This window comes from Pseudomonas sp. LPB4.O (assembly GCF_038383825.1).
Taxonomy (GTDB): Bacteria; Pseudomonadota; Gammaproteobacteria; order Pseudomonadales; family Pseudomonadaceae; genus Aquipseudomonas; species Aquipseudomonas putida.
Genome location: NZ_CP151298.1, coordinates 5,698,429 through 5,720,752, shown reverse-complemented (window position 1 = coordinate 5,720,752; position 22,324 = coordinate 5,698,429). Strand labels below are relative to the sequence as shown.

18 protein-coding genes are annotated in these 22,324 nt (G+C 63.6%); 16 read left to right on the top strand and 2 right to left on the bottom strand.

Annotated elements, in window-relative coordinates:
* Positions 1 to 67: 67 nt before the first annotated feature.
* Positions 68 to 472: a YkgJ family cysteine cluster protein gene (locus MRBLPB4O_RS25870; protein WP_003249225.1), complete on the bottom strand. Its 405-nt coding sequence runs from the start codon at positions 470 to 472 to the stop codon at positions 68 to 70.
* Positions 473 to 656: 184 nt separating this feature from the next.
* Between MRBLPB4O_RS25870 and MRBLPB4O_RS25865 the strand changes: the two genes are divergently transcribed.
* The 5 genes from MRBLPB4O_RS25865 to MRBLPB4O_RS25845 all read left to right on the top strand — a co-directional run bounded on the left by MRBLPB4O_RS25865 (position 657) and on the right by MRBLPB4O_RS25845 (position 6,014).
* Positions 657 to 3,107: a glycogen/starch/alpha-glucan phosphorylase gene (locus MRBLPB4O_RS25865; protein ID WP_341796985.1), complete on the top strand. Its 2,451-nt coding sequence runs from the start codon at positions 657 to 659 to the stop codon at positions 3,105 to 3,107.
* Positions 3,108 to 3,352: 245 nt separating this feature from the next.
* Positions 3,353 to 4,363, top strand: a complete 1,011-nt coding sequence (locus tag MRBLPB4O_RS25860) for a class 1 fructose-bisphosphatase (protein ID WP_012274595.1) — start codon at positions 3,353 to 3,355, stop codon at positions 4,361 to 4,363.
* Between the two features lie 3 nt (positions 4,364 to 4,366).
* Positions 4,367 to 4,963: a DUF924 family protein gene (locus tag MRBLPB4O_RS25855; RefSeq protein WP_019472569.1), complete on the top strand. Its 597-nt coding sequence runs from the start codon at positions 4,367 to 4,369 to the stop codon at positions 4,961 to 4,963.
* Between the two features lie 227 nt (positions 4,964 to 5,190).
* Positions 5,191 to 5,445, top strand: a complete 255-nt coding sequence (gene bamE / locus MRBLPB4O_RS25850) for an outer membrane protein assembly factor BamE (RefSeq protein WP_341796984.1) — start codon at positions 5,191 to 5,193, stop codon at positions 5,443 to 5,445.
* On the top strand, positions 5,442 to 6,014 hold the full coding sequence (locus tag MRBLPB4O_RS25845; protein ID WP_341796983.1) for a lipocalin family protein: 573 nt from the start codon (positions 5,442 to 5,444) through the stop codon (positions 6,012 to 6,014). The genes bamE and MRBLPB4O_RS25845 overlap by 4 nt, the downstream gene beginning before the upstream one ends.
* 116 nt (positions 6,015 to 6,130) lie before the next feature.
* Here the strand turns inward: MRBLPB4O_RS25845 and MRBLPB4O_RS25840 are convergent, their stop codons facing one another.
* The gene (locus MRBLPB4O_RS25840; protein WP_341796982.1) at positions 6,131 to 7,495 is read right to left on the bottom strand and encodes a formimidoylglutamate deiminase; all 1,365 of its coding nucleotides are present in this window, start codon (positions 7,493 to 7,495) and stop codon (positions 6,131 to 6,133) included.
* 144 nt (positions 7,496 to 7,639) lie between these two features.
* On the opposite strand from MRBLPB4O_RS25840, the gene hutC reads away from it, so the two are divergent.
* The 11 genes from hutC (at position 7,640) to mdoH (ending at position 22,079) form a co-directional block, all read left to right on the top strand.
* On the top strand, positions 7,640 to 8,350 hold the full coding sequence (hutC, locus tag MRBLPB4O_RS25835; RefSeq protein ID WP_341798931.1) for a histidine utilization repressor: 711 nt from the start codon (positions 7,640 to 7,642) through the stop codon (positions 8,348 to 8,350).
* Positions 8,347 to 8,919, top strand: a complete 573-nt coding sequence (locus tag MRBLPB4O_RS25830) for a HutD family protein (RefSeq protein ID WP_341796981.1) — start codon at positions 8,347 to 8,349, stop codon at positions 8,917 to 8,919. The genes hutC and MRBLPB4O_RS25830 overlap by 4 nt, the downstream gene beginning before the upstream one ends.
* A 202-nt stretch (positions 8,920 to 9,121) precedes the next feature.
* Positions 9,122 to 10,795, top strand: a complete 1,674-nt coding sequence (gene hutU, locus MRBLPB4O_RS25825; protein ID WP_016502006.1) for a urocanate hydratase — start codon at positions 9,122 to 9,124, stop codon at positions 10,793 to 10,795.
* 108 nt (positions 10,796 to 10,903) lie between these two features.
* Positions 10,904 to 12,436, top strand: a complete 1,533-nt coding sequence (hutH, locus tag MRBLPB4O_RS25820) for a histidine ammonia-lyase (RefSeq protein WP_086978649.1) — start codon at positions 10,904 to 10,906, stop codon at positions 12,434 to 12,436.
* Between the two features lie 151 nt (positions 12,437 to 12,587).
* Positions 12,588 to 13,991, top strand: coding sequence for an amino acid permease (locus MRBLPB4O_RS25815; protein WP_016502004.1), 1,404 nt, complete (start codon positions 12,588 to 12,590; stop codon positions 13,989 to 13,991).
* A 15-nt stretch (positions 13,992 to 14,006) separates the two neighbouring features.
* Entirely contained in the window at positions 14,007 to 15,212 is a 1,206-nt protein-coding gene (hutI, locus tag MRBLPB4O_RS25810; protein WP_341796980.1) for an imidazolonepropionase, read from the top strand.
* Between the two features lie 10 nt (positions 15,213 to 15,222).
* Positions 15,223 to 16,026 carry an N-formylglutamate deformylase gene (hutG, locus tag MRBLPB4O_RS25805; RefSeq protein WP_341796979.1) on the top strand — a complete coding sequence of 268 codons (804 nt, stop codon included), beginning with the start codon at positions 15,223 to 15,225 and terminating at the stop codon, positions 16,024 to 16,026.
* 78 nt (positions 16,027 to 16,104) lie between these two features.
* Entirely contained in the window at positions 16,105 to 17,076 is a 972-nt protein-coding gene (gene pip, locus MRBLPB4O_RS25800; RefSeq protein WP_016489576.1) for a prolyl aminopeptidase, read from the top strand.
* Positions 17,073 to 17,510, top strand: coding sequence for a D-aminoacyl-tRNA deacylase (dtd, locus tag MRBLPB4O_RS25795; protein ID WP_049275031.1), 438 nt, complete (start codon positions 17,073 to 17,075; stop codon positions 17,508 to 17,510). Before pip ends, dtd begins: the two co-directional genes overlap by 4 nt.
* 263 nt (positions 17,511 to 17,773) lie before the next feature.
* On the top strand, positions 17,774 to 19,513 hold the full coding sequence (locus MRBLPB4O_RS25790) for a glucan biosynthesis protein G (RefSeq protein WP_341796978.1): 1,740 nt from the start codon (positions 17,774 to 17,776) through the stop codon (positions 19,511 to 19,513).
* On the top strand, positions 19,506 to 22,079 hold the full coding sequence (gene mdoH, locus MRBLPB4O_RS25785) for a glucans biosynthesis glucosyltransferase MdoH (protein ID WP_341796977.1): 2,574 nt from the start codon (positions 19,506 to 19,508) through the stop codon (positions 22,077 to 22,079). The genes MRBLPB4O_RS25790 and mdoH overlap by 8 nt, the downstream gene beginning before the upstream one ends.
* Positions 22,080 to 22,324: the final 245 nt, after the last annotated feature.

Genomic DNA, 22,324 nt, shown 5'->3' with positions numbered 1-22,324 from the left:
AGGCCGGGGGCGTTTTTTTATGCCTTCAGGATTTGTGTTGGCCCCTTCGCGGGCTTGAGGTTGACGATCAGCGCCCGACTACCTTGGGCTTATAGGCGCAATACCCCGGCCGAGGCCCGACCTTGGGGTGGTTGCGGCAGGTGTCCGGGCGCTTGTCATAAATGGTGCACAGCCGGCTCTTACGATCCAGGTACATGCAGTCATCGTTGCTCATCCGGGTCAGGGTGAAGATTCCCGACTTCTGGTTGAAGCGCTCGATGATGCCTTCTTTTTGCAGGCGCTTGGCCACGTTCTTCGGGGGTTCGTCTTTCTCGAACTCGTCTACCACGCCGATACGGATCAGATCCTTGATCTTCACCTCCACTGGCAGGGTGCAGCAGGTCGAATGGCAGCCATGGCACATGTTGCTGGTATAGCGCTGCCAGGTCTCCAGGCGGTCGACTTCGGCCGCGGCGATCAGGGTCGTTTTCATCTTTATAGGGTGGATCACGGTCTTGGGGCGCGCGATGATACCGGAATTGTTCAATTTATGAACAACCTTTTGCCGGATTGGCAAAGTGGGCATGAAAACTGCGAACAGTAACTGTCACTCCCTGTCGAAGGGGCTAGTCTCATCAATCTCCCTCCGCTTTCGTCAACTTGCCAGAGGATGCCGCATGTCCCAGGAACCCGAAGCACGTGACGCCGAGGTGGCCGAATTTCGCGCCGCTGTACTGAACAAGCTGACCTACGCGGTCGGCAAGGACCCGGAGCATGCGTTCGACCACGACTGGTTCGAAGCCATTGCCCTGGCCGCTCGCGATCACATGGTCGACCACTGGATGGACCATACCCGTCTGGCCTACCGCCGTAGCCAGAAGCGGGTCTATTACCTTTCCCTCGAGTTCCTCATCGGGCGCTTGCTGTACGACAGCCTGAGCAACCTTGGGCTGCTGGACATCGCCCGTGATGCGCTGCAAGGGCTGGATGTGGACCTGGAGCGTATCCGCCTGCTTGAGCCCGACGCCGCGCTGGGTAATGGTGGCCTAGGCCGGCTGGCTGCGTGCTTCATGGAAAGCATGTCCACTCTGGGTATTGCCGCCCATGGTTACGGTATCCGCTACGAGCATGGGTTGTTCCGTCAGGCTGTGGTCGATGGCTGGCAGCAGGAACAGACCGAAAACTGGCTGGACTTCGGTAACCCTTGGGAGTTCGAGCGTGCCGAGGTGATCTACCCGATCAGCTTCGGCGGCAGTGTCGAAACCGTCAACGATGCCAGTGGCACCCAGCGCCAGGTATGGTCGCCGGGCGAAACGGTGCGGGCGGTGGCCTATGACACGCCCGTGGTGGGCTGGCGTGGGTCCAGCGTCAACACCTTGCGCCTGTGGCGTGCGCGGGCGCTGGAAGAGCTGCACCTGGAGCGCTTCAATGCCGGTGACCACCTGGGGGCCGTGGCCGAAGTGGCGCGGGCCGAAAGCATTTCCCGCGTGCTGTACCCGGCTGACAGCACCGAGGCGGGTCAGGAACTGCGCCTGCGCCAGGAGTACTTCTTTGTGTCGGCTTCGCTGCAGGACTTGCTGCGCCGCCACCTGAACATGCACAAGGACTTGCTCAACCTGCCCGACGCCGCAGCCATCCAGCTCAACGACACGCACCCTTCGATTGCCGTGGCAGAGCTGATGCGGCTACTGGTGGACCAGCATGAAGTGCCGTGGGACAAGGCCTGGGAGCTGACCGTTGGCACGCTCGCCTACACCAACCACACCCTGCTGCCCGAAGCGCTGGAAACCTGGCCGGTAGCACTGATGGAGCGCATGCTGCCGCGGCACATGCAAATCATCTACCTGATCAACGCCTACCATATCGACGCATTGCGGGCCAAAGGCATGCACGATTTCGACGTGCTGCGCGCGGTGTCGCTGATCGAGGAAGACAACGGCCGCCGGGTGCGCATGGGTAACCTGGCGTTCCTCGGCTCGCACAGCGTCAACGGCGTATCTGCGCTGCACAGCAAGCTGATGAAGAGCACTGTGTTCTCCGAGCTGCACAAGCTGTACCCGCAACGAATCAACAACAAGACCAACGGCATTACCTTCCGCCGCTGGCTGTACCAGTCCAACCCACTGCTGACCGAGATGCTGGTCGAAGCGCTCGGGCCGGGGCTCAAGGATGACCCTGAAGGGCTTCTGGCTGGCCTTGTGCCATTCGCCGACAAGGCGGGTTTCCGCAAGCAGTTTGCCGCTCAGCGCCTGCACAGCAAGCGCGCCCTGGCCAGCATCATCCAGGACCGCATTGGTGTCACTGTGAACCCCGAGGCGCTGTTCGATGTGCAGGTCAAGCGGATCCACGAGTACAAGCGCCAGTTGCTCAACCTGCTGCACACCGTGGCGCTGTACCAGGCCATACGCAACGACCCCGGCACCAACTGGGTGCCACGGGTGAAGATCTTCGCCGGCAAGGCTGCGGCCAGTTACCACCAGGCCAAGCTGATCATCAAGCTGGCCAACGACATCGCCCGGGTGGTGAACAACGACCCGACCGTGCGCGGCCTGCTGAAGGTGGTGTTCCTGCCCAACTACAACGTCAGCCTGGCAGAAAGCATCATCCCGGCGGCAGACCTTTCCGAGCAGATTTCCACGGCCGGTTATGAAGCCTCCGGTACCAGCAACATGAAGTTCGGCCTGAACGGTGCGCTGACCATCGGCACCCTGGACGGTGCCAACGTGGAAATGTGCGAACAGGTAGGCGCCGACAACATGTTCATCTTCGGCCTGACCGCGCAGCAGGTCGAGGCGCGCAAGCGTGCCGGTGACTTTGGTGCCAATGCCGCCATTGCCGCTTCCAACCGCTTGAGCGACGTGCTGCAGGCCATTCGCAGCGGTGTGTTCTCGCCAGACGACCCCTCACGCTACACCGGTTTGATCGACGGGCTGGTGGCCTACGACCGCTTCCTGGTGTGTGCCGACTTCGACGCCTACTGGGATGCCCAGCGGCGGGTCGAGGAACTGTGGCACACGCCGCAGGAGTGGTGGCGCATGGCCGTGTTGAACACGGCACGGATGGGCTGGTTCTCGTCGGACCGCACCATTCGCGAATATGCCACCGAGATCTGGAAGGCGTTGGATTGAGGTGAGGCCGTTCGCGGGCACGCCCGCTCCCACAGGTGTCTCGCAAGCTTCAAGGCTTGCGCTGTACCTGTGGGAGCGGGCGTGCCCGCGAACGGGCGCATTACCGGACCACCGGCCTGGCGAAGGCTGAACTAGCGACCTATTGTGCCGTCTGAGAGCCGTGGCGAGTCTGATTGCTCGCTAGCCCGCCACTCTCCCTGTAAACTGCGGGGGTTTTTACTCCCCCAATCCTTTCGGAGCCATACATGTCCCGCGTTACCCTGAGTCGCTATCTGATTGAGCAGACCCGCAGCAACAATACCCCTGCCGATCTGCGCTTCCTGATCGAAGTGGTGGCGCGTGCGTGCAAGGAAATCAGCCATCACGTGTCCAAAGGCGCCCTCGGCGGCGTGCTGGGCAGCATGGGCACTGAAAACGTGCAGGGCGAAGTCCAGAAGAAACTGGACGTGATTTCCAACGATATCCTGCTGGAAGCCAACGAATGGGGCGGCCACCTGGCCGGCATGGCTTCCGAAGAAATGGACAACGCCTACCAGATCCCGGGCAAGTACCCGAAAGGCGCGTACCTGCTGGTCTTCGACCCACTGGACGGTTCGTCGAACATCGACGTCAACGTCTCGGTCGGCACCATCTTCTCGGTGCTGCGTTGCCCTAACCAGTACCTGAGCCAGAATGAAAGCCTGAACGAAGAAGCTTTCCTGCAGCCAGGCACCGAGCAGGTCGCCGCCGGTTACGCCATCTACGGCCCGCAGACCATGCTGATCCTGACCCTGGGCAACGGCGTCAAGGGCTTCACCCTGGACCGTGAACTGGGCAGCTTCGTCCTGACCCACGAAAACATCCAGGTGCCGGCGACCACCGCCGAATTCGCCATCAACATGTCCAACCAGCGTCACTGGGAAGCCCCGGTACAACGCTACGTGGGCGAACTGCTGGCCGGCGAAACCGGCCCGTTGAAAAAGAACTACAACATGCGCTGGATCGCCTCGATGGTGGCCGACGTGCACCGCATCCTGACCCGTGGCGGCCTGTTCATGTACCCACGTGACGCCCGCGAGCCAAGCAAGCCGGGCAAGCTGCGCCTGATGTACGAAGCCAACCCGATGTCGTTCATCATCGAACAGGCAGGCGGCGCCTCTACCAACGGTTACGATCGCATCCTCGACATCAAGCCAGAAAGCCTGCACCAGCGCGTGTCGGTGATCCTTGGCTCGAAGGAAGAGGTAGAGCGCGTCACCGCCTACCACAAGGAGTAAGTCATGCTCGCACCTTGGCAGCCGTTGCTGGAATGGTGGTTCGGTTGGGGCACCAGTGCCCAGGCCGTGGCTGACGAGAAGAGCACGCTGTGGTTCGGCAAGCATCACGATGCCGATGCCCATGCGCTGTTTGGCGACCTGGTCGAGCACGCCCTGGCGGGTGGGCTCGAAGAGTGGCAGCAAAGCCCGCAGGGCTGGCTGGGCCTGCTGATCTTGCTGGACCAGCTGCCGCGCATGATCTACCGCGACACGCCGCGCGCCTTCGAGGGCGACCGGCGTGCCCAGGTGGTGGCCATGCAGGGCCTGCAGAAGGGCTGGGACTACCAGTTGCTGCCGATCCAGCGTGTGTTCGTGCTGCTGGTGCTGGAGCATGCCGAGGTGCTGGACTGGCAGAACCTGTGTGTCGAGCGTTATCAGCTGTTGCTGGACGAGCAGCCCGAAGCCAGCCGGCGGCTGTTCGAAGGCTTCCTGGACTATGCCGAGCAGCACCAGCGGGTGATTGCCCGGTTTGGGCGCTTCCCGCACCGCAACCTGGTGCTGGAGCGGCCGAGCACCAGCGAAGAGATGGACTTTTTGCTGGAGCCCGGGTCGAGATTCTGAAGCCCGCGGGGCCTGCTGCGCAGGCCGTCGCGACACGAGGCCGCACCTGAAAGGGTGCGGCCTTTTTATTTGCGCGTGATTAATGCTTTGTGATTAATCGCACAGTAATGGCCATCCGACCAATGGTGTAGGTGCAAAGGGGGTAGGGCAGGGAACCTGGGAGGGATTTTCCCGTCGAAGGTCACTGCAGGCCACTCGCCTGTTTCCCCTCTTCAGGAGTGTCCTTCATGTCGTTGCGTTCCCTCGCCCTGTTGTCGCTGTGCGTCGTCCTGTCTGCCTGCAGCAAGATCAATCAGGAAAACTATTCCAAGATCAAGGCCGGTATGAACAAGGCCGAGGTCGAGCAGTTGCTCGGTACGCCGACCGAGTGCTCTGGCGCGCTGGGCATGAGCAGCTGCACCTGGGGGGACGAGAAAAGTTTTATCAGCGTGCAGTACGCGGCTGACAAGGTGCTGATGTATTCAGGGCAGGGCCTCAAATGAGGCGTCTGTACCTGCTGATGGGGGTATGCCTGGCGTTGCTGCTGGGTGGTTGCGCGGGCTCGGTGCAGGACCCGCTGGCGCCGAAGACCGCTGGCAACGTCGACCTCAAGCGCTACCAGGGCAAATGGTTCGAACTGGCGCGCTTGCCCATGCGCTACCAGACCGGCTGCGAGCAGTCCGAGGCGCACTACAACCTCAAGCCTGATGGTACGTTTGGTGTGCTCAACCGCTGCCGCACCATGGGTGATGAGTGGCTGCGTGCCGAGGGGCACGCAAGCATCCAGGAGCCCGGGCACACCGATAAACTGTGGGTAGAGTTTGATAACTGGTTTACCAAGCTGGTGCCTGGCGTGGCTCGGGGCGAATACTGGATTCTGTACGTGGACGATCGCTACCGCACGGCAGTGGTCGGCAGCCCGGACCGCAAGTACTTGTGGATACTGTCACGCACGCCGACGCTGCCGGCTTGGGAGCGCGAGCACTTGCTGGCCAAGGCACGCCAGCAGGGGTATGACACCAGCCGGCTGATCTGGCGGGCGTCCGATCAGCAAATCGTAAAAATGCACTGATTTTTGGGGCCGCTTTGCGGCCCTTTCGCGGCACAAGGCCGCTCCTACAGGGGAACGCGTATCCCTGTAGGAGCGGCCTTGTGCCGCGAAAGGGCTGCAAAGCAGCCCCAATACGCTCAGCCCAAGAGCTGCCGCAGCACCCCGGCAAACGCCCCCGCGCTTTCCTCTTCCTGCGCATGCCGCCCCTGGCGCACCACCCATTGCCCGTTCACCATCACATCGCGCACCTGGCGATCCCCGCCAGCAAACAGCCAGCGGTTGAGAATGGCATCGCCATCCGCCAGGGCGATGTAGGGGTCTTGTCCATCCAGTACCAGCCAGTCGGCGCGCTTGCCCACGGCCAGTTCCCCGACCGCTTGCCCCAGTGCCTGTGCACCGCCCGCGAGCGCGGCGTCGTACAGCGTGCGCCCGACCATCGGCTGATCCCCACGGTACAAGCGGTTGCGTCGCTGGTCACGCAGCCGCTGGCCATATTCCAGCCAGCGCAGTTCTTCCACCACGCTCAGCGACACATGGCTGTCCGAACCAATGCCCATACGCCCGCCCTGGGCAAGGAAGTCCACCGCCGGGAAAATCCCGTCGCCCAGGTTGGCCTCGGTGGTCAGGCACAACCCCGCCACCGCACCACTGCGGGCCATGGCGGTGACTTCATCCGGCTCGGCATGGGTGGCATGCACCAGGCACCAGCGACGGTCCACCTCCACATGCTCGTACAGCCATTGCAGCGGGCGCAGGCCGCTCCAGGCCAGGCAGTCGTCCACTTCCTTCTGCTGCTCGGCGATATGGATATGCACCGGGCATTGCTTGTCGCTGGCCGCCAGCACTTCGGCAATCTGCCCCGGCGTCACCGCACGCAGCGAGTGGAAGCACAGGCCCAGATGCTGAGCGGGTTGCGCGGCCAGCAGCGGGGCCAGTTGCGCCTGCAGTTGCAGGTATTGTTCGGTGGTGTTGATGAAGCGCCGCTGGCCGTCGTTCGGCGCCTGCCCGCCGAACCCGGCGTAGCTGTACAGCACCGGCAACAACGTCAGGCCAATGCCACTGTCGGCCGCGGCCGCGCTGATGCGGCGGGACAGCTCGGCCGGGTCGGCGTAGGCCTTGCCTGCCTGGTCGTGATGCACGTAATGGAATTCGGCCACCGAGGTGTAGCCAGCCTTGAGCATTTCGATATACAGCTGGCGGGCGATGACCTGCAGCTGCTTCGGGGTGATCTGCCCGACCAGGCGGTACATCAGGTCGCGCCAGGTCCAGAAGCTGTCGTTGGGGTTGCCGGCGACTTCCGCCAAACCCGCCATGGCGCGCTGGAAGGCATGCGAGTGCAGGTTGGGCATGCCGGGCAGCAACGGGCCGGCCAGGCGCTCGGCGCCTTCGGCAGAAGCGCCCGGCTCGATGCGGGTCACATGGCCATCGCTGGCGACCTCGATACGGACATGGCTGGCCCAGCCCGTAGGCAACAGAGCGCGTTCGGCGAAGTAGGCGGACATCGGTCAAATCCTGTTATTGTTAACTTGTATATACATATACAGGCGTTTGCCTGCCGGGTAAACTGCGGCAAGCTACCGCTCATTCCCTATGCACAAGGATCCAACGCCGTGCCGACACCTCCTGTCTCCGCGCTGGTTGCCCAGATGGGCGAGGGCCCGGCGCCGCTGTACGCCCGGGTCAAACAGATGATCATCCAGCAGATCGACAACGGCAGCTGGCCGCCGCATCACCGGGTCCCCTCGGAGAGCGAACTGGTCAGCGAGCTGGGCTTCAGCCGCATGACCATCAACCGTGCCCTGCGCGAACTCACGGCCGACGGCCTGCTGGTGCGCATGCAAGGGGTCGGCACGTTCGTAGCCGAGCCAAAGGGCCGTTCGGCGTTGTTCGAAGTCAACAACATTGCCGATGAAATTGCCGCACGCGGCCATCAGCATAGCTGCCAGGTGATCACGCTCACCGAGGAAGCAGCCGGTTCCGAACGGGCCCTGGCCCTGGACATGCGTGAAGGCCAGCGGGTGTTCCACTCGCTGATCGTGCATTTCGAGAACGGCGTGCCGGTGCAGATCGAGGACCGCTACGTCAACGCCGCTATCGCACCCGACTACCTCAAGCAGGATTTCACCCGGCAGACGCCATATGCCTACCTGTCCCAGGTAGCACCGCTGACCGAGGGTGAGCACGTGGTCGAAGCCATCCTGGCCGAGCCGGAAGAATGCCGCCTGCTGCAGATCGAGCGGGGCGAACCTTGCCTGCTGATCCGCCGTCGTACCTGGTCCGGCCGCCAGCCGGTAACCGCGGCGCGGCTGATCCACCCCGGTTCCCGTCATCGCCTGGAAGGACGTTTCAGCAAATGAGCCAGCTGCAGTTGTTGCGCGCACAGGATTACCCGCGCATGCCGTGGAAGAACGGTGGCGGTTTCACTGAAGAGATCACCCGCGACAGTGGAGAGGGCCTGGACGGCTTTGGCTGGCGCCTGTCGATTGCCGATATCGAAGAGTCTGGCGGCTTTTCCACCTTCGCCGGTTACCAGCGGATCATCACCGTGCTGCAGGGCGATGGCATGCGCCTGTTGGTCGATGGCCAGCCCAGCCGGCCGTTGCTGCCGTTCGATGCCTTTGCCTTCAGCGGCGAAAGCCAGGTCAGCTGCAAGCTGCTGGGTGGGGCGATCCGCGATTTCAACCTGATCTATGCACCGCAGCGATACCGGGCCCGGTTGCAGTGGTTCGATGGCACGAGCCGTTTGTACAGCTCGGCGTCGACGGTGCTGTTGTTTGCTGCCAGCAGCCACGTGGAAGTGACCATGGCGGGGCGTGAGGTGCAGCGGTTGGGGTTGTATGACTGCCTGCGGCTGGAGGGCAACGATGAGTTGCTTGGGCTGGAGGTTCAGGGGCGATTCTGCCTGATCGAACTCGTTTCACGTTGATGGGGCCGGCGATAGGTTTTCATCGCCTGTGAGATCGACCGCCGCGCGGGCGGCGCTCGATCTATGCGCCGCCACAAAACTCAAGCCAGGAACGGCAAGGTCCAATTATTTTGGTTGTCCATGCTTGTACATACAAGTAAAGGTGTGTTTGTATATTGACCACGACATACCCGCCCGCGGACGACCGCAGAGGACCTTTCCCGTGACCGACAACAACAAATACCGTGACGTTGAAATCCGTGCCCCACGTGGCAACAAGCTGACCGCCAAAAGCTGGCTGACCGAAGCGCCACTGCGCATGCTGATGAACAACCTCGACCCACAGGTTGCGGAAAACCCGAAAGAACTGGTGGTGTATGGCGGTATCGGCCGCGCCGCCCGCAACTGGGAATGCTACGACAAGATCGTCGAAACCCTGACCCGCCTGGAAGACGACGAAACCCTGCTGGTGCAGTCGGGCAAGCCGGTCGGCGTGTTCAAGACCCACAGCAACGCCCCGCGCGTGCTGATCGCCAACTCCAACCTGGTGCCACACTGGGCCAACTGGGAGCACTTCAACGAACTGGACGCCAAGGGCCTGGCCATGTACGGCCAGATGACCGCCGGCAGCTGGATCTACATCGGCAGCCAGGGCATCGTCCAGGGCACTTATGAAACCTTCGTCGAAGCCGGTCGCCAGCACTACGGCGGCAGCCTGAAAGGCAAGTGGGTACTCACCGCAGGCCTCGGCGGCATGGGCGGCGCCCAGCCACTGGCTGCTACCCTGGCTGGCGCCTGCTCCCTGAACATCGAATGCCAGCAGAGCCGCATCGACTTCCGTCTGGAAACCCGCTACGTCGACGAGCAGGCTACCGACCTCGACGACGCGCTCGTGCGCATCGCCAAATACACCGCCGAAGGCAAGGCTATCTCCATCGCCCTGCACGGCAACGCTGCCGAAATCCTGCCAGAGCTGGTCAAGCGTGGCGTGCGCCCGGACATGGTCACCGACCAGACCAGCGCCCACGACCCGCTCAACGGCTACCTGCCTGCCGGCTGGACCTGGGAGCAGTACCGCGACCGCGCGCAGACCGAACCGGCTGCAGTGGTCAAGGCCGCCAAGCAGTCGATGGCCGTGCACGTGCAGGCCATGCTGGACTTCCAGAAGCAGGGCGTCCCGACCTTCGACTATGGCAACAACATCCGCCAGATGGCCAAGGAAGAGGGCGTGGCCAATGCCTTCGACTTCCCGGGCTTCGTCCCTGCCTATATCCGTCCGCTGTTCTGCCGCGGCGTAGGCCCGTTCCGCTGGGCGGCGCTGTCTGGCGAGGCCGAGGACATCTACAAGACCGACGCCAAGGTCAAGGAACTGATCCCCGACGACGCCCACTTGCACCGCTGGCTGGACATGGCCCGCGAGCGCATCAGCTTCCAGGGCCTGCCGGCACGTATCTGCTGGGTTGGCCTGGGCCTGCGCGCCAAGCTGGGCCTGGCCTTCAACGAAATGGTCCGCAGCGGCGAGCTGTCGGCACCGGTCGTGATCGGCCGTGACCACCTGGACTCGGGTTCGGTCTCCAGCCCCAACCGCGAAACCGAAGCCATGCGTGATGGCTCGGACGCTGTGTCCGACTGGCCGCTGCTCAACGCCCTGCTGAACACCGCAGGCGGCGCTACCTGGGTGTCGTTGCACCATGGTGGTGGCGTGGGCATGGGCTTCTCGCAGCACTCGGGCATGGTCATCGTCTGCGACGGCACCGATGAAGCCGCCGAGCGCATCGCCCGCGTACTGACCAACGACCCAGGGACTGGTGTCATGCGCCACGCCGATGCCGGTTATGACATCGCCATCGACTGCGCCAAGGAGCAGGGCCTGGACCTGCCGATGATCACTGGCTGATTGCCACGCTTTGGATCGCACCCCGCCAGGGGTGATACTGAACAACAAGAAGGAGCGCGCAGGCACCCACGAACGGGCCTGCGGCTCCACGCGATTTGGAGTAGTAACGTGACCGAACTCACCCTCAAGCCCGGCACCCTGACCCTGGCCCAGCTGCGCGCGATCTACGCCGCGCCCGTGCGCCTGCAACTGGATGCCAGCGCCGCGCCGGCCATCGACGCCAGCGTCGCCTGTGTCGAGCAGATCATTGCCGAAGACCGCACTGCCTACGGCATCAACACCGGTTTCGGCCTGCTGGCCTCGACCCGCATCGCCAGCCACGACCTGGAAAACCTGCAGCGCTCGCTGGTGCTGTCCCACGCCGCTGGCATTGGCGCGCCGCTGGATGACGACCTGGTGCGGTTGATCATGGTGCTCAAAATCAACAGCCTCAGCCGTGGCTTCTCCGGCATTCGCCGCAAAGTCATCGATGCGCTGATCGCCCTGGTCAACGCCGAAGTCTACCCGCACATCCCGCTGAAAGGCTCGGTGGGTGCTTCCGGCGACCTGGCGCCGCTGGCGCACATGTCGCTGGTGCTGCTGGGCGAAGGCAAAGCCCGCTACAAGGGTCAGTGGCTGTCGGCCACCGAAGCCCTGGCGGTTGCCGGCCTCGAACCGCTGACCCTGGCTGCCAAAGAGGGCCTGGCCCTGCTCAATGGCACCCAGGCGTCCACCGCCTATGCCCTGCGTGGCCTGTTCTATGCCGAAGACTTGTACGCTGCGGCTATCGCCTGCGGCGGCCTGAGCGTCGAAGCCGTACTGGGCTCGCGTTCGCCGTTCGATGCGCGTATTCACGAAGCGCGTGGCCAGCGCGGCCAGATCGACACTGCCGCGTGCTTCCGCGACCTGCTGGGCGATTCCAGCGAAGTGTCGCTGTCGCACAAGAACTGCGACAAGGTCCAGGACCCGTACTCGCTGCGCTGCCAGCCGCAGGTCATGGGCGCGTGCCTGACCCAGCTGCGCCAGGCTGCCGAGGTGCTGGGCATCGAAGCCAACGCCGTGTCGGACAACCCGCTGGTGTTCGCTGCCGAGGGTGACGTGATTTCCGGTGGCAACTTCCACGCAGAGCCGGTGGCCATGGCCGCCGACAACCTGGCCCTGGCCATCGCCGAAATCGGTTCGCTCAGCGAGCGCCGCATCTCGCTGATGATGGACAAGCACATGTCCCAGCTGCCGCCGTTCCTGGTGGAAAACGGTGGGGTGAACTCCGGCTTCATGATCGCCCAGGTCACCGCTGCCGCCCTGGCCAGCGAGAACAAGGCCCTGTCGCACCCGCACAGTGTCGACAGCCTGCCGACCTCGGCCAACCAGGAAGACCACGTGTCGATGGCCCCGGCTGCCGGCAAGCGCCTGTGGGAAATGGCCGAAAACACCCGTGGCGTGCTGGCCATCGAATGGCTGGGCGCATGCCAGGGCCTGGACCTGCGCAAAGGCCTGAAGACTTCGGCCAAGCTGGAGAAAGCACGCCAGGCGCTGCGCAGCGAAGTGGCGCACTACGACCGTGACCGTTTCTTCGCGCCGGACATCGAAAAGGCTGTGGAACTGTTGGCCAAGGGTAGTTTGACCGGTTTGCTGCCGGCAGGTGTGCTGCCAAGCCTGTAATGCCCCCTGGGGCCGCTGTGCGGCCCATTCGCAGCACAAGGCTGCTCCTGCAAAAGCGACGCGCTCCCTTGTAGGAGCAGCCTTGTGCTGCGAAAGGGCTGCATGCCAGCCCCCTGATCTCACGACCACAAAAACAATTTAAGGACGTGACATGCAACAAGCTCAAGGTCTCAAGCGCGGGCTAAATGCCCGCCACATCCGTTTCATGGCCCTCGGTTCCGCCATCGGAACCGGGCTGTTCTACGGCTCCGCCTCAGCCATCCAGATGGCAGGCCCGGCCGTGCTGCTGGCTTACCTGATCGGCGGCGCCGCTGTGTTCATGGTCATGCGCGCCCTCGGCGAAATGGCCGTGCACAATCCGGTGGCCGGCTCCTTCGGCCACTACGCCAGTACCTACCTCGGCCCCATGGCCGGCTTCATCCTCGGCTGGACCTACGCCTTCGAGATGGTCATTGTCGCCATCGCCGACGTCACCGCCTTCGGTATCTACATGGGCTTCTGGTTCCCGGAAGTGGCCCGCTGGATCTGGGTGCTGGGCATCGTCTTCCTGATCGGCGGCCTCAACCTGTGCAACGTCAAGGTGTTCGGCGAGATGGAGTTCTGGCTGTCGCTGCTCAAGGTGGGCGCCATCGTCGCGATGATCCTGGCCGGCCTCGGCATCATGGCCTTCGGTTTCAGCCAGGTGGGTACCGGGCATGCCGTCGGTGTGAGCAACCTGTTCGACCATGGCGGCTTCATGCCCAATGGCGTGGGCGGGCTGATCGCCTCCTTTGCCGTGGTGATGTTCGCCTTCGGCGGCATCGAGATCATTGGCGTGACTGCCGGTGAAGCCAAGGACCCGCAGCGGGTCATCCCCAAGGCAATCAACGCCGTGCCCCTGCGCATCCTGCTTTTCTATGTGCTCACCCTGTTCGTACTGATGTGCCTGTACCCGTGGCCGCAGATCGGCAGCGAAGGTAGCCCGTTCGTGCAGATTTTCAGCAACCTGGGGATTGGCTCTGCCGCCGCAGTGCTGAACGTGGTGGTGATTTCCGCTGCGATCTCGGCCATCAACAGTGACATCTTCGGTGCTGGCCGCATGATGTATGGCCTGGCCCATCAAGGCCATGCGCCACGCAGTTTCGGCAAGCTGTCGAAACACGGTGTGCCATGGATGACCGTGGTGGTGATGGGCGCCGCGCTGCTGATTGGGGTGCTGCTCAACTACCTGATCCCTGAGAACGTGTTCCTGCTGATCGCTTCGATCGCCACCTTCGCCACCGTGTGGGTGTGGTTGATGATCCTGCTCACCCAAGTGGCCATGCGCCGCAGCATGAGCCGTGAAGAAGTGGCCCAGCTCAAGTTCCCGGTACCGTTCTGGCCATACGGCCCGGCCATGGCCATTGCGTTCATGGTGTTCATCTTTGGCGTGCTCGGCTACTTCCCGGATACCCAGGCGGCATTGATCGTCGGCGTGATATGGGTGGTGTTCCTGGTGGCGTCCTACCTGCTGTGGTGCAAGCCGCGCGCAGGGCAGGGCCAACCAGTGGCAGAGCCTGTCGAGCTGCACCGCTAGCAAAGGAGATTGTGCATGAGAACCGTCTGGCAGCATTGCCATGTGGCAACCATGGCCGAGGGCCGTTACTCGGCCATCGAAGACGCGGCCATCGTCACCAGCGCCGGGCTGATCGAATGGATCGGCCCACGCGCCGAGCTGGCGCCGGTCGACGCTGACCGCACGGTGGACCTGGGCGGCGCCTGGGTCACCCCCGGGCTGATCGATTGCCACACCCACGCCGTGTTCGGTGGCAACCGCAGTGGCGAGTTCGAGCAGCGCCTGCAAGGCGTCAGCTACGCGGAAATCGCCGCCCAGGGCGGGGGTATCGCCAGTACCGTGCGGGCTACCCGTGCGGCCAGCGAGGACGAGTTGTTCGCCAGTGCCCGCCAGCGGGTGCAGGCGCTGATGCGCGATGGTGTGACCACCATAGAGATCAAGTCCGGTTACGGCCTGGACCTGGTCAACGAGCGCAAGATGCTGCGCGTGGCCCGGCGCCTGGCTGACGAGCTGCCGGTCGCGGTGCGCGCCACCTGCCTGGCCGCGCACGCCTTGCCGCCGGAGTACGCTGGCCGGGCCGACGACTACATCGCGCACATCTGTGACGAGATGCTGCCGGCCTTGGCCGCCGACGGCCTGGTGGATGCGGTCGATGCGTTCTGTGAACACCTGGCGTTCTCCCCGGCCCAGGTCGAGCGGCTGTTCATCAAGGCGCGTGAGCTGGGTCTGCCGGTCAAGCTGCACGCCGAACAGCTGTCGTCGCTGCATGGCTCGAGCCTGGCGGCCCGCTACCAGGCGCTGTCGGCCGACCACCTGGAGTTCATGACCGAGGAAGACGCCATTGCCATGGCCGCAGCCGGCACGGTCGCCGTGCTGCTGCCGGGCGCCTTCTATTTCTTGCGTGAAACCCAGCTGCCACCGATGGATGCATTGCGCCGCCACGGGGTGAAGATTGCCCTGGCCAGCGACCTCAACCCCGGCACCTCGCCAGGGTTGTCGCTGCGGCTGATGCTGAACATGGGCTGCACGTGTTTCCGCATGACGCCGGAAGAGGCCTTGGCCGGCGTCACCGTGCATGCTGCCACGGCGTTGGGCCTGGGCGACAGCCACGGCTCGCTGGAAGTGGGCAAGGTAGCCGACTTCGTCGCCTGGCAAATCGAACGCCCCGCCGACCTGGCCTACTGGCTGGGTGGCGACCTGCCCAAGCGCGTGGTGCGCAAGGGCCACGAAATCTCCAACTGAGCGAGGCACGATGGACAAGGTTCTGAGTTTTCACCAAGGCCGCCTGCCGCTGCTGATCAGCATGCCGCACGCCGGCCTGCGCCTGAGCGACGCCGTGCGTGATGGCCTGGTCCAGGAGGCGCGCAGCTTGCCGGACACCGACTGGCACATCCCGCAGTTGTACGACTTCGCCCGCGACCTGGGCGCCAGCGTGGTAGCCGCAGAGTACTCGCGTTTCGTCATCGACCTGAACCGCCCGGATGACGACAAGCCGCTGTACGCCGGCGCCACCACTGGCCTGTACCCGGCCACGTTGTTCGAAGGCGAGCCGCTGTTCAAGGAGGGGTTGGCGCCGTCTGGCGAAGAACGGCAACGCTACCTGGAGCAGATCTGGCGCCCGTATCACGGCACCCTTCGTCGCGAACTGGACCGGTTGCGCGAGCAGTTTGGCTATGCCCTTTTGTGGGATGCCCACTCGATCCGCTCGCACATACCGCACCTGTTCGATGGCAAGTTGCCGGACTTCAACCTGGGTACCTTCAATGGCGCCAGCTGCGATCCGGTGCTGGCCGAGCGGTTGCAGGGCGTGTGCGCCGAAGCGACAGGTTACAGTCATGTGTTGAATGGTCGGTTCAAAGGCGGACACATCACCCGGCACTATGGTGACCCCGCGAAGCATATCCATGCGGTGCAGCTGGAGTTGGCGCAAAGCACGTACATGGAGGAAACCGAGCCGTTTACCTACCGGGAAGACCTGGCGCAACCGACGCAGGTGGTTCTGAAGCAGCTTTTACAAGCGCTGCTGGCTTGGGGCGCAGAACGATACCAGCGTTGAGTGGAAGAGGCGGTGCTCAAAGCGCAATTCAGGTTTATGATGCCCAACGGCAGTCAATATCCTCACACGGAGTGCGCAATGCAGACCCTCTACCCGCAGATCAAACCCTACGCCCGGCACGATCTGGCCGTGGAAGCGCCGCATGTGCTGTATGTCGATGAAAGCGGCTCGCCGGAAGGTCTGCCCGTGGTATTCATCCACGGTGGCCCGGGTGCTGGCTGCGACGCCCAGAGCCGTTGCTACTTTGACCCCAACCTGTACCGCATCATCACCTTCGACCAGCGCGGCTGTGGCCGCTCCACGCCCCATGCGAGCCTGGAGAACAACACCACCTGGCACCTGGTCGAGGACCTGGAGCGCATCCGCGAGCACCTAGGCATCGACAAATGGGTGCTGTTCGGCGGCTCGTGGGGCTCTACCCTGGCCCTGGCCTACGCCCAGACCCACCCCGAGCGTGTGCATGGGCTGATCCTGCGGGGCATCTTCCTGTGCCGGCCACAGGAGATCGAGTGGTTCTACCAGGAGGGCGCCAGCCGCCTGTTCCCCGACTACTGGCAGGACTACATCGCGCCGATTCCGCCGGAAGAACGCGGCGACCTGGTCAAGGCCTTTCACAAGCGCCTCACCGGTAACGATCAGATTGCCCAGATGCACGCCGCCAAGGCGTGGTCTACCTGGGAGGGCCGTACCGCCACCTTGCGCCCGAACCCGCTGGTGGTCGACCGCTTCTCCGAGCCGCAGCGGGCGCTGTCGATCGCCCGGATCGAATGCCACTACTTCATGAACAACGCCTTCCTCGAACCGGACCAGCTGATCCGCGACCTGCCGAAGATCGCCCACCTGCCAGCGGTGATCGTGCACGGTCGCTATGATGTGATCTGTCCGCTGGACAACGCCTGGGCCCTGCACCAGGCCTGGCCGAACAGCGAACTGAAGGTGATCCGCGACGCCGGCCACGCCGCGTCCGAGCCGGGCATCACCGATGCCCTGGTGCGGGCAGCCGACCAGATGGCCCGGCGCCTGCTCGACCTGCCCCTGGAAGAAGCATGAGGGGTTTGCTGCAGCGCGTGCGCGGTGCGCGGGTTGAAGTGGCGGGGCAAGTGGTTGGCGCCATCGACCAGGGTTTGCTGGTGCTGGTGGCCGTCGAGCCTGAAGATTCCCGCGAGCAGGCCGATAAACTGTTGCACAAGCTGCTGAACTACCGTGTATTCAGCGATGAGCAAGGCAAGATGAACCTGTCGCTCAAGGATGTCGGGGGTGGTTTGTTGCTGGTGTCGCAGTTCACCTTGGCGGCGGACACCCGCAACGGCATGCGCCCGAGCTTCTCGACGGCAGCGCCGCCGGCCCTCGGGGCTGAATTGTTCGACTATCTTTTGCAGCAAGCGAAGCGCCAGCATGCCGACGTGGCGAGCGGGCAGTTCGGGGCAGACATGCAGGTGCATCTGGTCAATGATGGCCCCGTAACATTTATGTTACAAATATGAGGTCAAAAAACCCTTTGTTTAGAGGAAAACAAGGGGTTTTGTACGATAAATAGTTGTTCCAGCCTGATGCGTTGTCACGCGACCTGCTGGATAATCGCGCGCTGCATGGACCTGCGTTCGCAGGTTCGTTTCACTCTGACTCGAGCATTGTCTGGATCCGTTTGGGGAATCATTACGCCCTCACGGGGTCCGAACAGTGCTCGCCAACCCGGCATTTGTCGCTGGCCGTTGGTTTCATGATCTGTTTTCGGCGAGGGTTGCTCGTGATTGTTAGTCCCCAAAAAGCATCAAGAATCCCCGGCATCCGGCTACGCAAGGCCCTGATGGCCAGTGTGGCATTGGTCGGCCTGATGAGCGCGGGCCAGCTGTGGGCATTCAATCTTGACGATGTTGCAGCCAAGGCAAAGGATCTGGCCGGCCAGAAGTACGATGCACCAAAAAGCAACCTGCCGGCCGTGTTCCGCGACATGAAGTTCGCGGACTACCAGAAAATCCATTTCCTGCAGGAAAAGGCCGAGTGGGCCAAGGACAAGACCCCGTTCAAGCTGTCGTTCTACCACCAGGGCATGCACTTCGACACCCCGGTGAAAATCAACGAGGTCACCGCTTCCAAGGTCGAGGAAATCAAGTACGACCCGAGCCGCTTCGAGTTCGGTGACGTGCCACACGACCCGGAAACCACCAAGAACCTGGGTTATGCCGGTTTCCGTGTGCTGTACCCGATCAACAAGGCTGACAAGCAAGACGAGATCATGACCTTGCTGGGCGCCAGCTACTTCCGCGTGGTCGGCAAGGGCCATGTGTATGGCCTGTCGGCCCGTGGCCTGGCCATTGACACCGCGCTGCCGTCGGGCGAGGAATTCCCGCGCTTCACCGAGTTCTGGGTCGAGAAGCCCAAGCCGGCCGACAAGCACCTGGTGATCTACGCCCTGCTGGATTCGCCGCGCTCCACCGGCGCCTACAAGCTGACCCTGCGCCCGGGCAACGACACCGTGGTCGACGTGCAGTCCCGCGTGTTCCTGCGCGACCAGGTCAGCCGCCTGGGCATTGCCCCGCTGACCAGCATGTTCCTGTTCGGCCCCAACCAGCCGTCCAAGGTCCTCAACTACCGTCCGGCCTTGCACGACTCCGAAGGCCTGTCGATCCACGCCGGCAATGGCGAGTGGCTGTGGCGCCCGCTGAACAACCCGAAACACCTGGCCGTGAGCAACTTCAGCGTCGAGAACCCGCGTGGTTTCGGCCTGATGCAGCGCCAGCGTGCCTTCAGCGATTATGAAGACCTCGACGACAACTACCAGAAGCGCCCAAGCGCCTGGATCGAGCCGAAGGGTGACTGGGGCAAGGGCACCGTCGACCTGGTCGAAATCCCGACTGCGGACGAGACCAACGACAACATCGTGGCCTTCTGGAGCCCGGAGAAACTGCCGGAGGCAGGCAAGCCGATCGAGTACGCCTACCGCCTGCACTGGACCATCGACGAGGCGAAGTTCCAGGCGCCTGAGCTGGGCTCGGTCAAGCAGACCCTGCGCTCCACCGGTGACGTCAAGCAGTCCAATCTGATCCGCCAGCCAGACGGCAGCGTGGCCTTCCTGGTCGACTTCGCCGGCCCGGCCCTGGCCGCATTGCCGGAAGACGCCGCGGTGCGCAGCCAGATCAGCGTTGACGACAACGCCGAGGTGGTCGAGAACAATCTGCGCTATAACCCTGAGACCAAGGGCTGGCGCCTGACCCTGCGCCTGAAGGTCAAGGAAGCCAACAAATCCACCGGAATGCGTGCCGCGCTGGTGCGTGATGTGCCGGTCGAGCCCGCCAAGCCTGCCCAGGACGCCAAGCAGGACAAGGCCGCAGCCAAGCATGCCAAGGCCGAGAAAGCCGTCAAGGCTGAGCAACCTGCCAAGGCCGAACAACCTGCCGCCGATGCGGCGCCCACCAACGGGACCCCGGCCACCACCGAGAAAGTGTTGACCGAGACCTGGAGCTATCAGTTGCCTGCCGATGAGTAACTCAAACGCAAGGCCAGTATCGCTTGGCGAGTACCTGGCTCACCTGCCACTGAGTGACGAGCAACGGGCGGAACTCGCCAGTTGCAAGTCGTTCAGTGAGCTGCACCAACGCCTGGCGGCCGACCCGGCCGCCAGCCCCACCGAGGCCGTGCAGGCCTCGGTGGGCCCGCGCCTCACCGTGGGCAGCGCTGCCGAACTGGAAGACGCCGAAATGCTCGGCGTCGACGGCAGCGGCCGCCTGTGCCTGAAGATCGCCCCACCGATCAAACGCACCAAAGTTGTGCCTGAGCCTTGGCGCACCAACGTGCTGATCCGCATGTGGAGGCGCATGACCGGCCGCCCCAACGCGCCGCAGCCACCCAAGCGCGAGCTGCCGCCGGCACGCTGGCGCACGGTTGGCTCGATCCGCCGTTACATCCTGCTGACCCTGATGATCGGCCAGACCATCGTCGCCGGTTGGTACATGAAGGGCATCCTGCCGTACCAGGGCTGGTCGTTCGTCGACCTTGACGAAGTCCTCAGCCAGCCGCTGTGGGATACCGTGGTGCAGGTGTGGCCGTATGCCTTGCAAACCTCCATCCTGGTCCTCTTCGGCATCCTGTTCTGCTGGGTATCGGCGGGCTTCTGGACCGCACTGATGGGCTTCCTCGAGCTGCTCACCGGTCGCGACAAATACAAGATTTCGGGCAGCAGCGCCGGCAACGAGCCAATTGCACCCGAGGCGCGTACCGCGCTGGTGATGCCGATCTGCAACGAAGACGTGCCGCGCGTCTTTGCCGGCCTGCGCGCAACGTTCGAGTCGGTGGCCGCCAGCGGCAACCTCGACCGTTTCGACTTCTTCGTGCTCAGCGACACCAACGACACCGACATTGCCGTGGCCGAACAACAAGCCTGGCTGGACGTGTGCCGTGAAACCAAAGGCTTCGGCCGCATCTTCTACCGCCGCCGTCGGCGCCGGGTGAAGCGCAAGAGCGGCAACCTCGACGATTTCTGCCGTCGCTGGGGTGGCGAGTACAAGTACATGGTCGTGCTCGACGCCGACAGCGTCATGAGCGGCGAGTGCCTGAGCAGCCTGGTGCGCCTGATGGAGGCCAACCCGGACGCCGGCATCATCCAGACCGGGCCGAAAGCCTCGGGCATGGACACCCTCTATGCACGCATGCAGCAGTTTGCCACCCGCGTGTACGGCCCGCTGTTCACCGCTGGCCTGCACTTCTGGCAGCTGGGCGAGTCGCACTATTGGGGCCACAACGCGATCATCCGCATGAAGCCGTTCATCGAGCACTGCGCGCTGGCGCCGTTGCCGGGCAAGGGCGCGTTCGCCGGTGCAATCCTTTCCCACGACTTCGTCGAAGCCGCGCTGATGCGCCGTGCCGGCTGGGGCGTGTGGATCGCCTACGACTTGCCGGGCAGCTACGAAGAGCTGCCGCCCAACCTGCTCGACGAGCTCAAGCGCGACCGCCGCTGGTGCCACGGCAACCTGATGAACTTCCGCCTGTTCCTGGTCAAGGGCATGCACCCGGTACACCGTGCGGTGTTCCTTACCGGGGTGATGTCGTACCTGTCGGCGCCGCTGTGGTTCCTGTTCCTGGTGCTGTCGACCGCGTTGCTGGCGACCAACACCCTGATGGAGCCGCAGTACTTCATCGAACCGTACCAGCTCTACCCGCTGTGGCCGCAGTGGCACCCGGAGAAGGCCGTGGCGCTGTTCTCCACCACTATCGTGCTGCTGTTCCTGCCCAAGCTGCTCAGCATCATCCTGATCTGGGCCAAGGGCGCCGTCGAGTTTGGCGGGCGGATCAAGGTCACCCTGTCGATGCTGATGGAGATGCTGTTCTCCATGCTGCTGGCACCGGTGCGCATGATCTTCCACACCCGCTTCGTGCTGGCCGCGTTCCTCGGCTGGGCAGCGACCTGGAACTCGCCGCAGCGTGACGACGACTCCACGCCGTGGGGCGAGGCTATGCGTCGCCATGGCCCGCAAACCTTGCTGGGCATTGCCTGGGCTGGGCTGGTGGCCTGGTTGAACCCGGCCTTCCTGTGGTGGCTGGCGCCAATCGTTGGCTCGCTGATGCTGTCGATCCCGGTTTCGGTGATCTCCAGCCGCACCCGCCTGGGCCTGGCCGCCAAGGACGAGAAGCTGTTCCTCATCCCTGAGGAATACGCCACTCCGCAAGAGCTGCTGGCTACCGACCAGTACACCCACGAAAACCGCTGGCATGCCCTGCATGACGGCTTCGTGCGGGCTGTGGTCGACCCGCGGCAGAACGCCCTGGCTTGCGCCATGGCCACTGCCCGTCATGGCCAGGCGGCGCCGATTGAAGCGCTGCGTGCCGAGCGCGTGGCCAAGGCCATCGAAGTCGGGCCTGAAGGGCTGGACCTCAACACCCGCCTGGCGCTGCTCAGCGACCCGGTAGCGCTGGCCCGCCTGCACGAGCAGGTGTGGGCAGAGCACAACGCGGCGTGGATCGATGTGTGGCGCGCTTCTATCAAGAACGACCCGCACTCGCCGCTGTTGCCGCTGCACCCTGAGAACGAAGGCCAACCGGCACTCGTCGGCGCCTGATCGGCCTGGGGCCGCTTTGCGGCCCATTCGCCGGCAAGCCAGCTCCCACAGGTATTGCGCAAGCCTCTGGCCTGTGTGAATCCTGTGGGAGCTGGCTTGCCGGCGATGAAGGCTCCCCAATCTTCCTGCCTAATCGGATTTTGGCCAACAAAGTCCCCCCCGGCGCTAGGTCCCCGAGCCGCCATGCGTTAGCATCCCATTCCGATACGACGCCTCGGCCGGTACGGCCGTGCCAACACAATAAG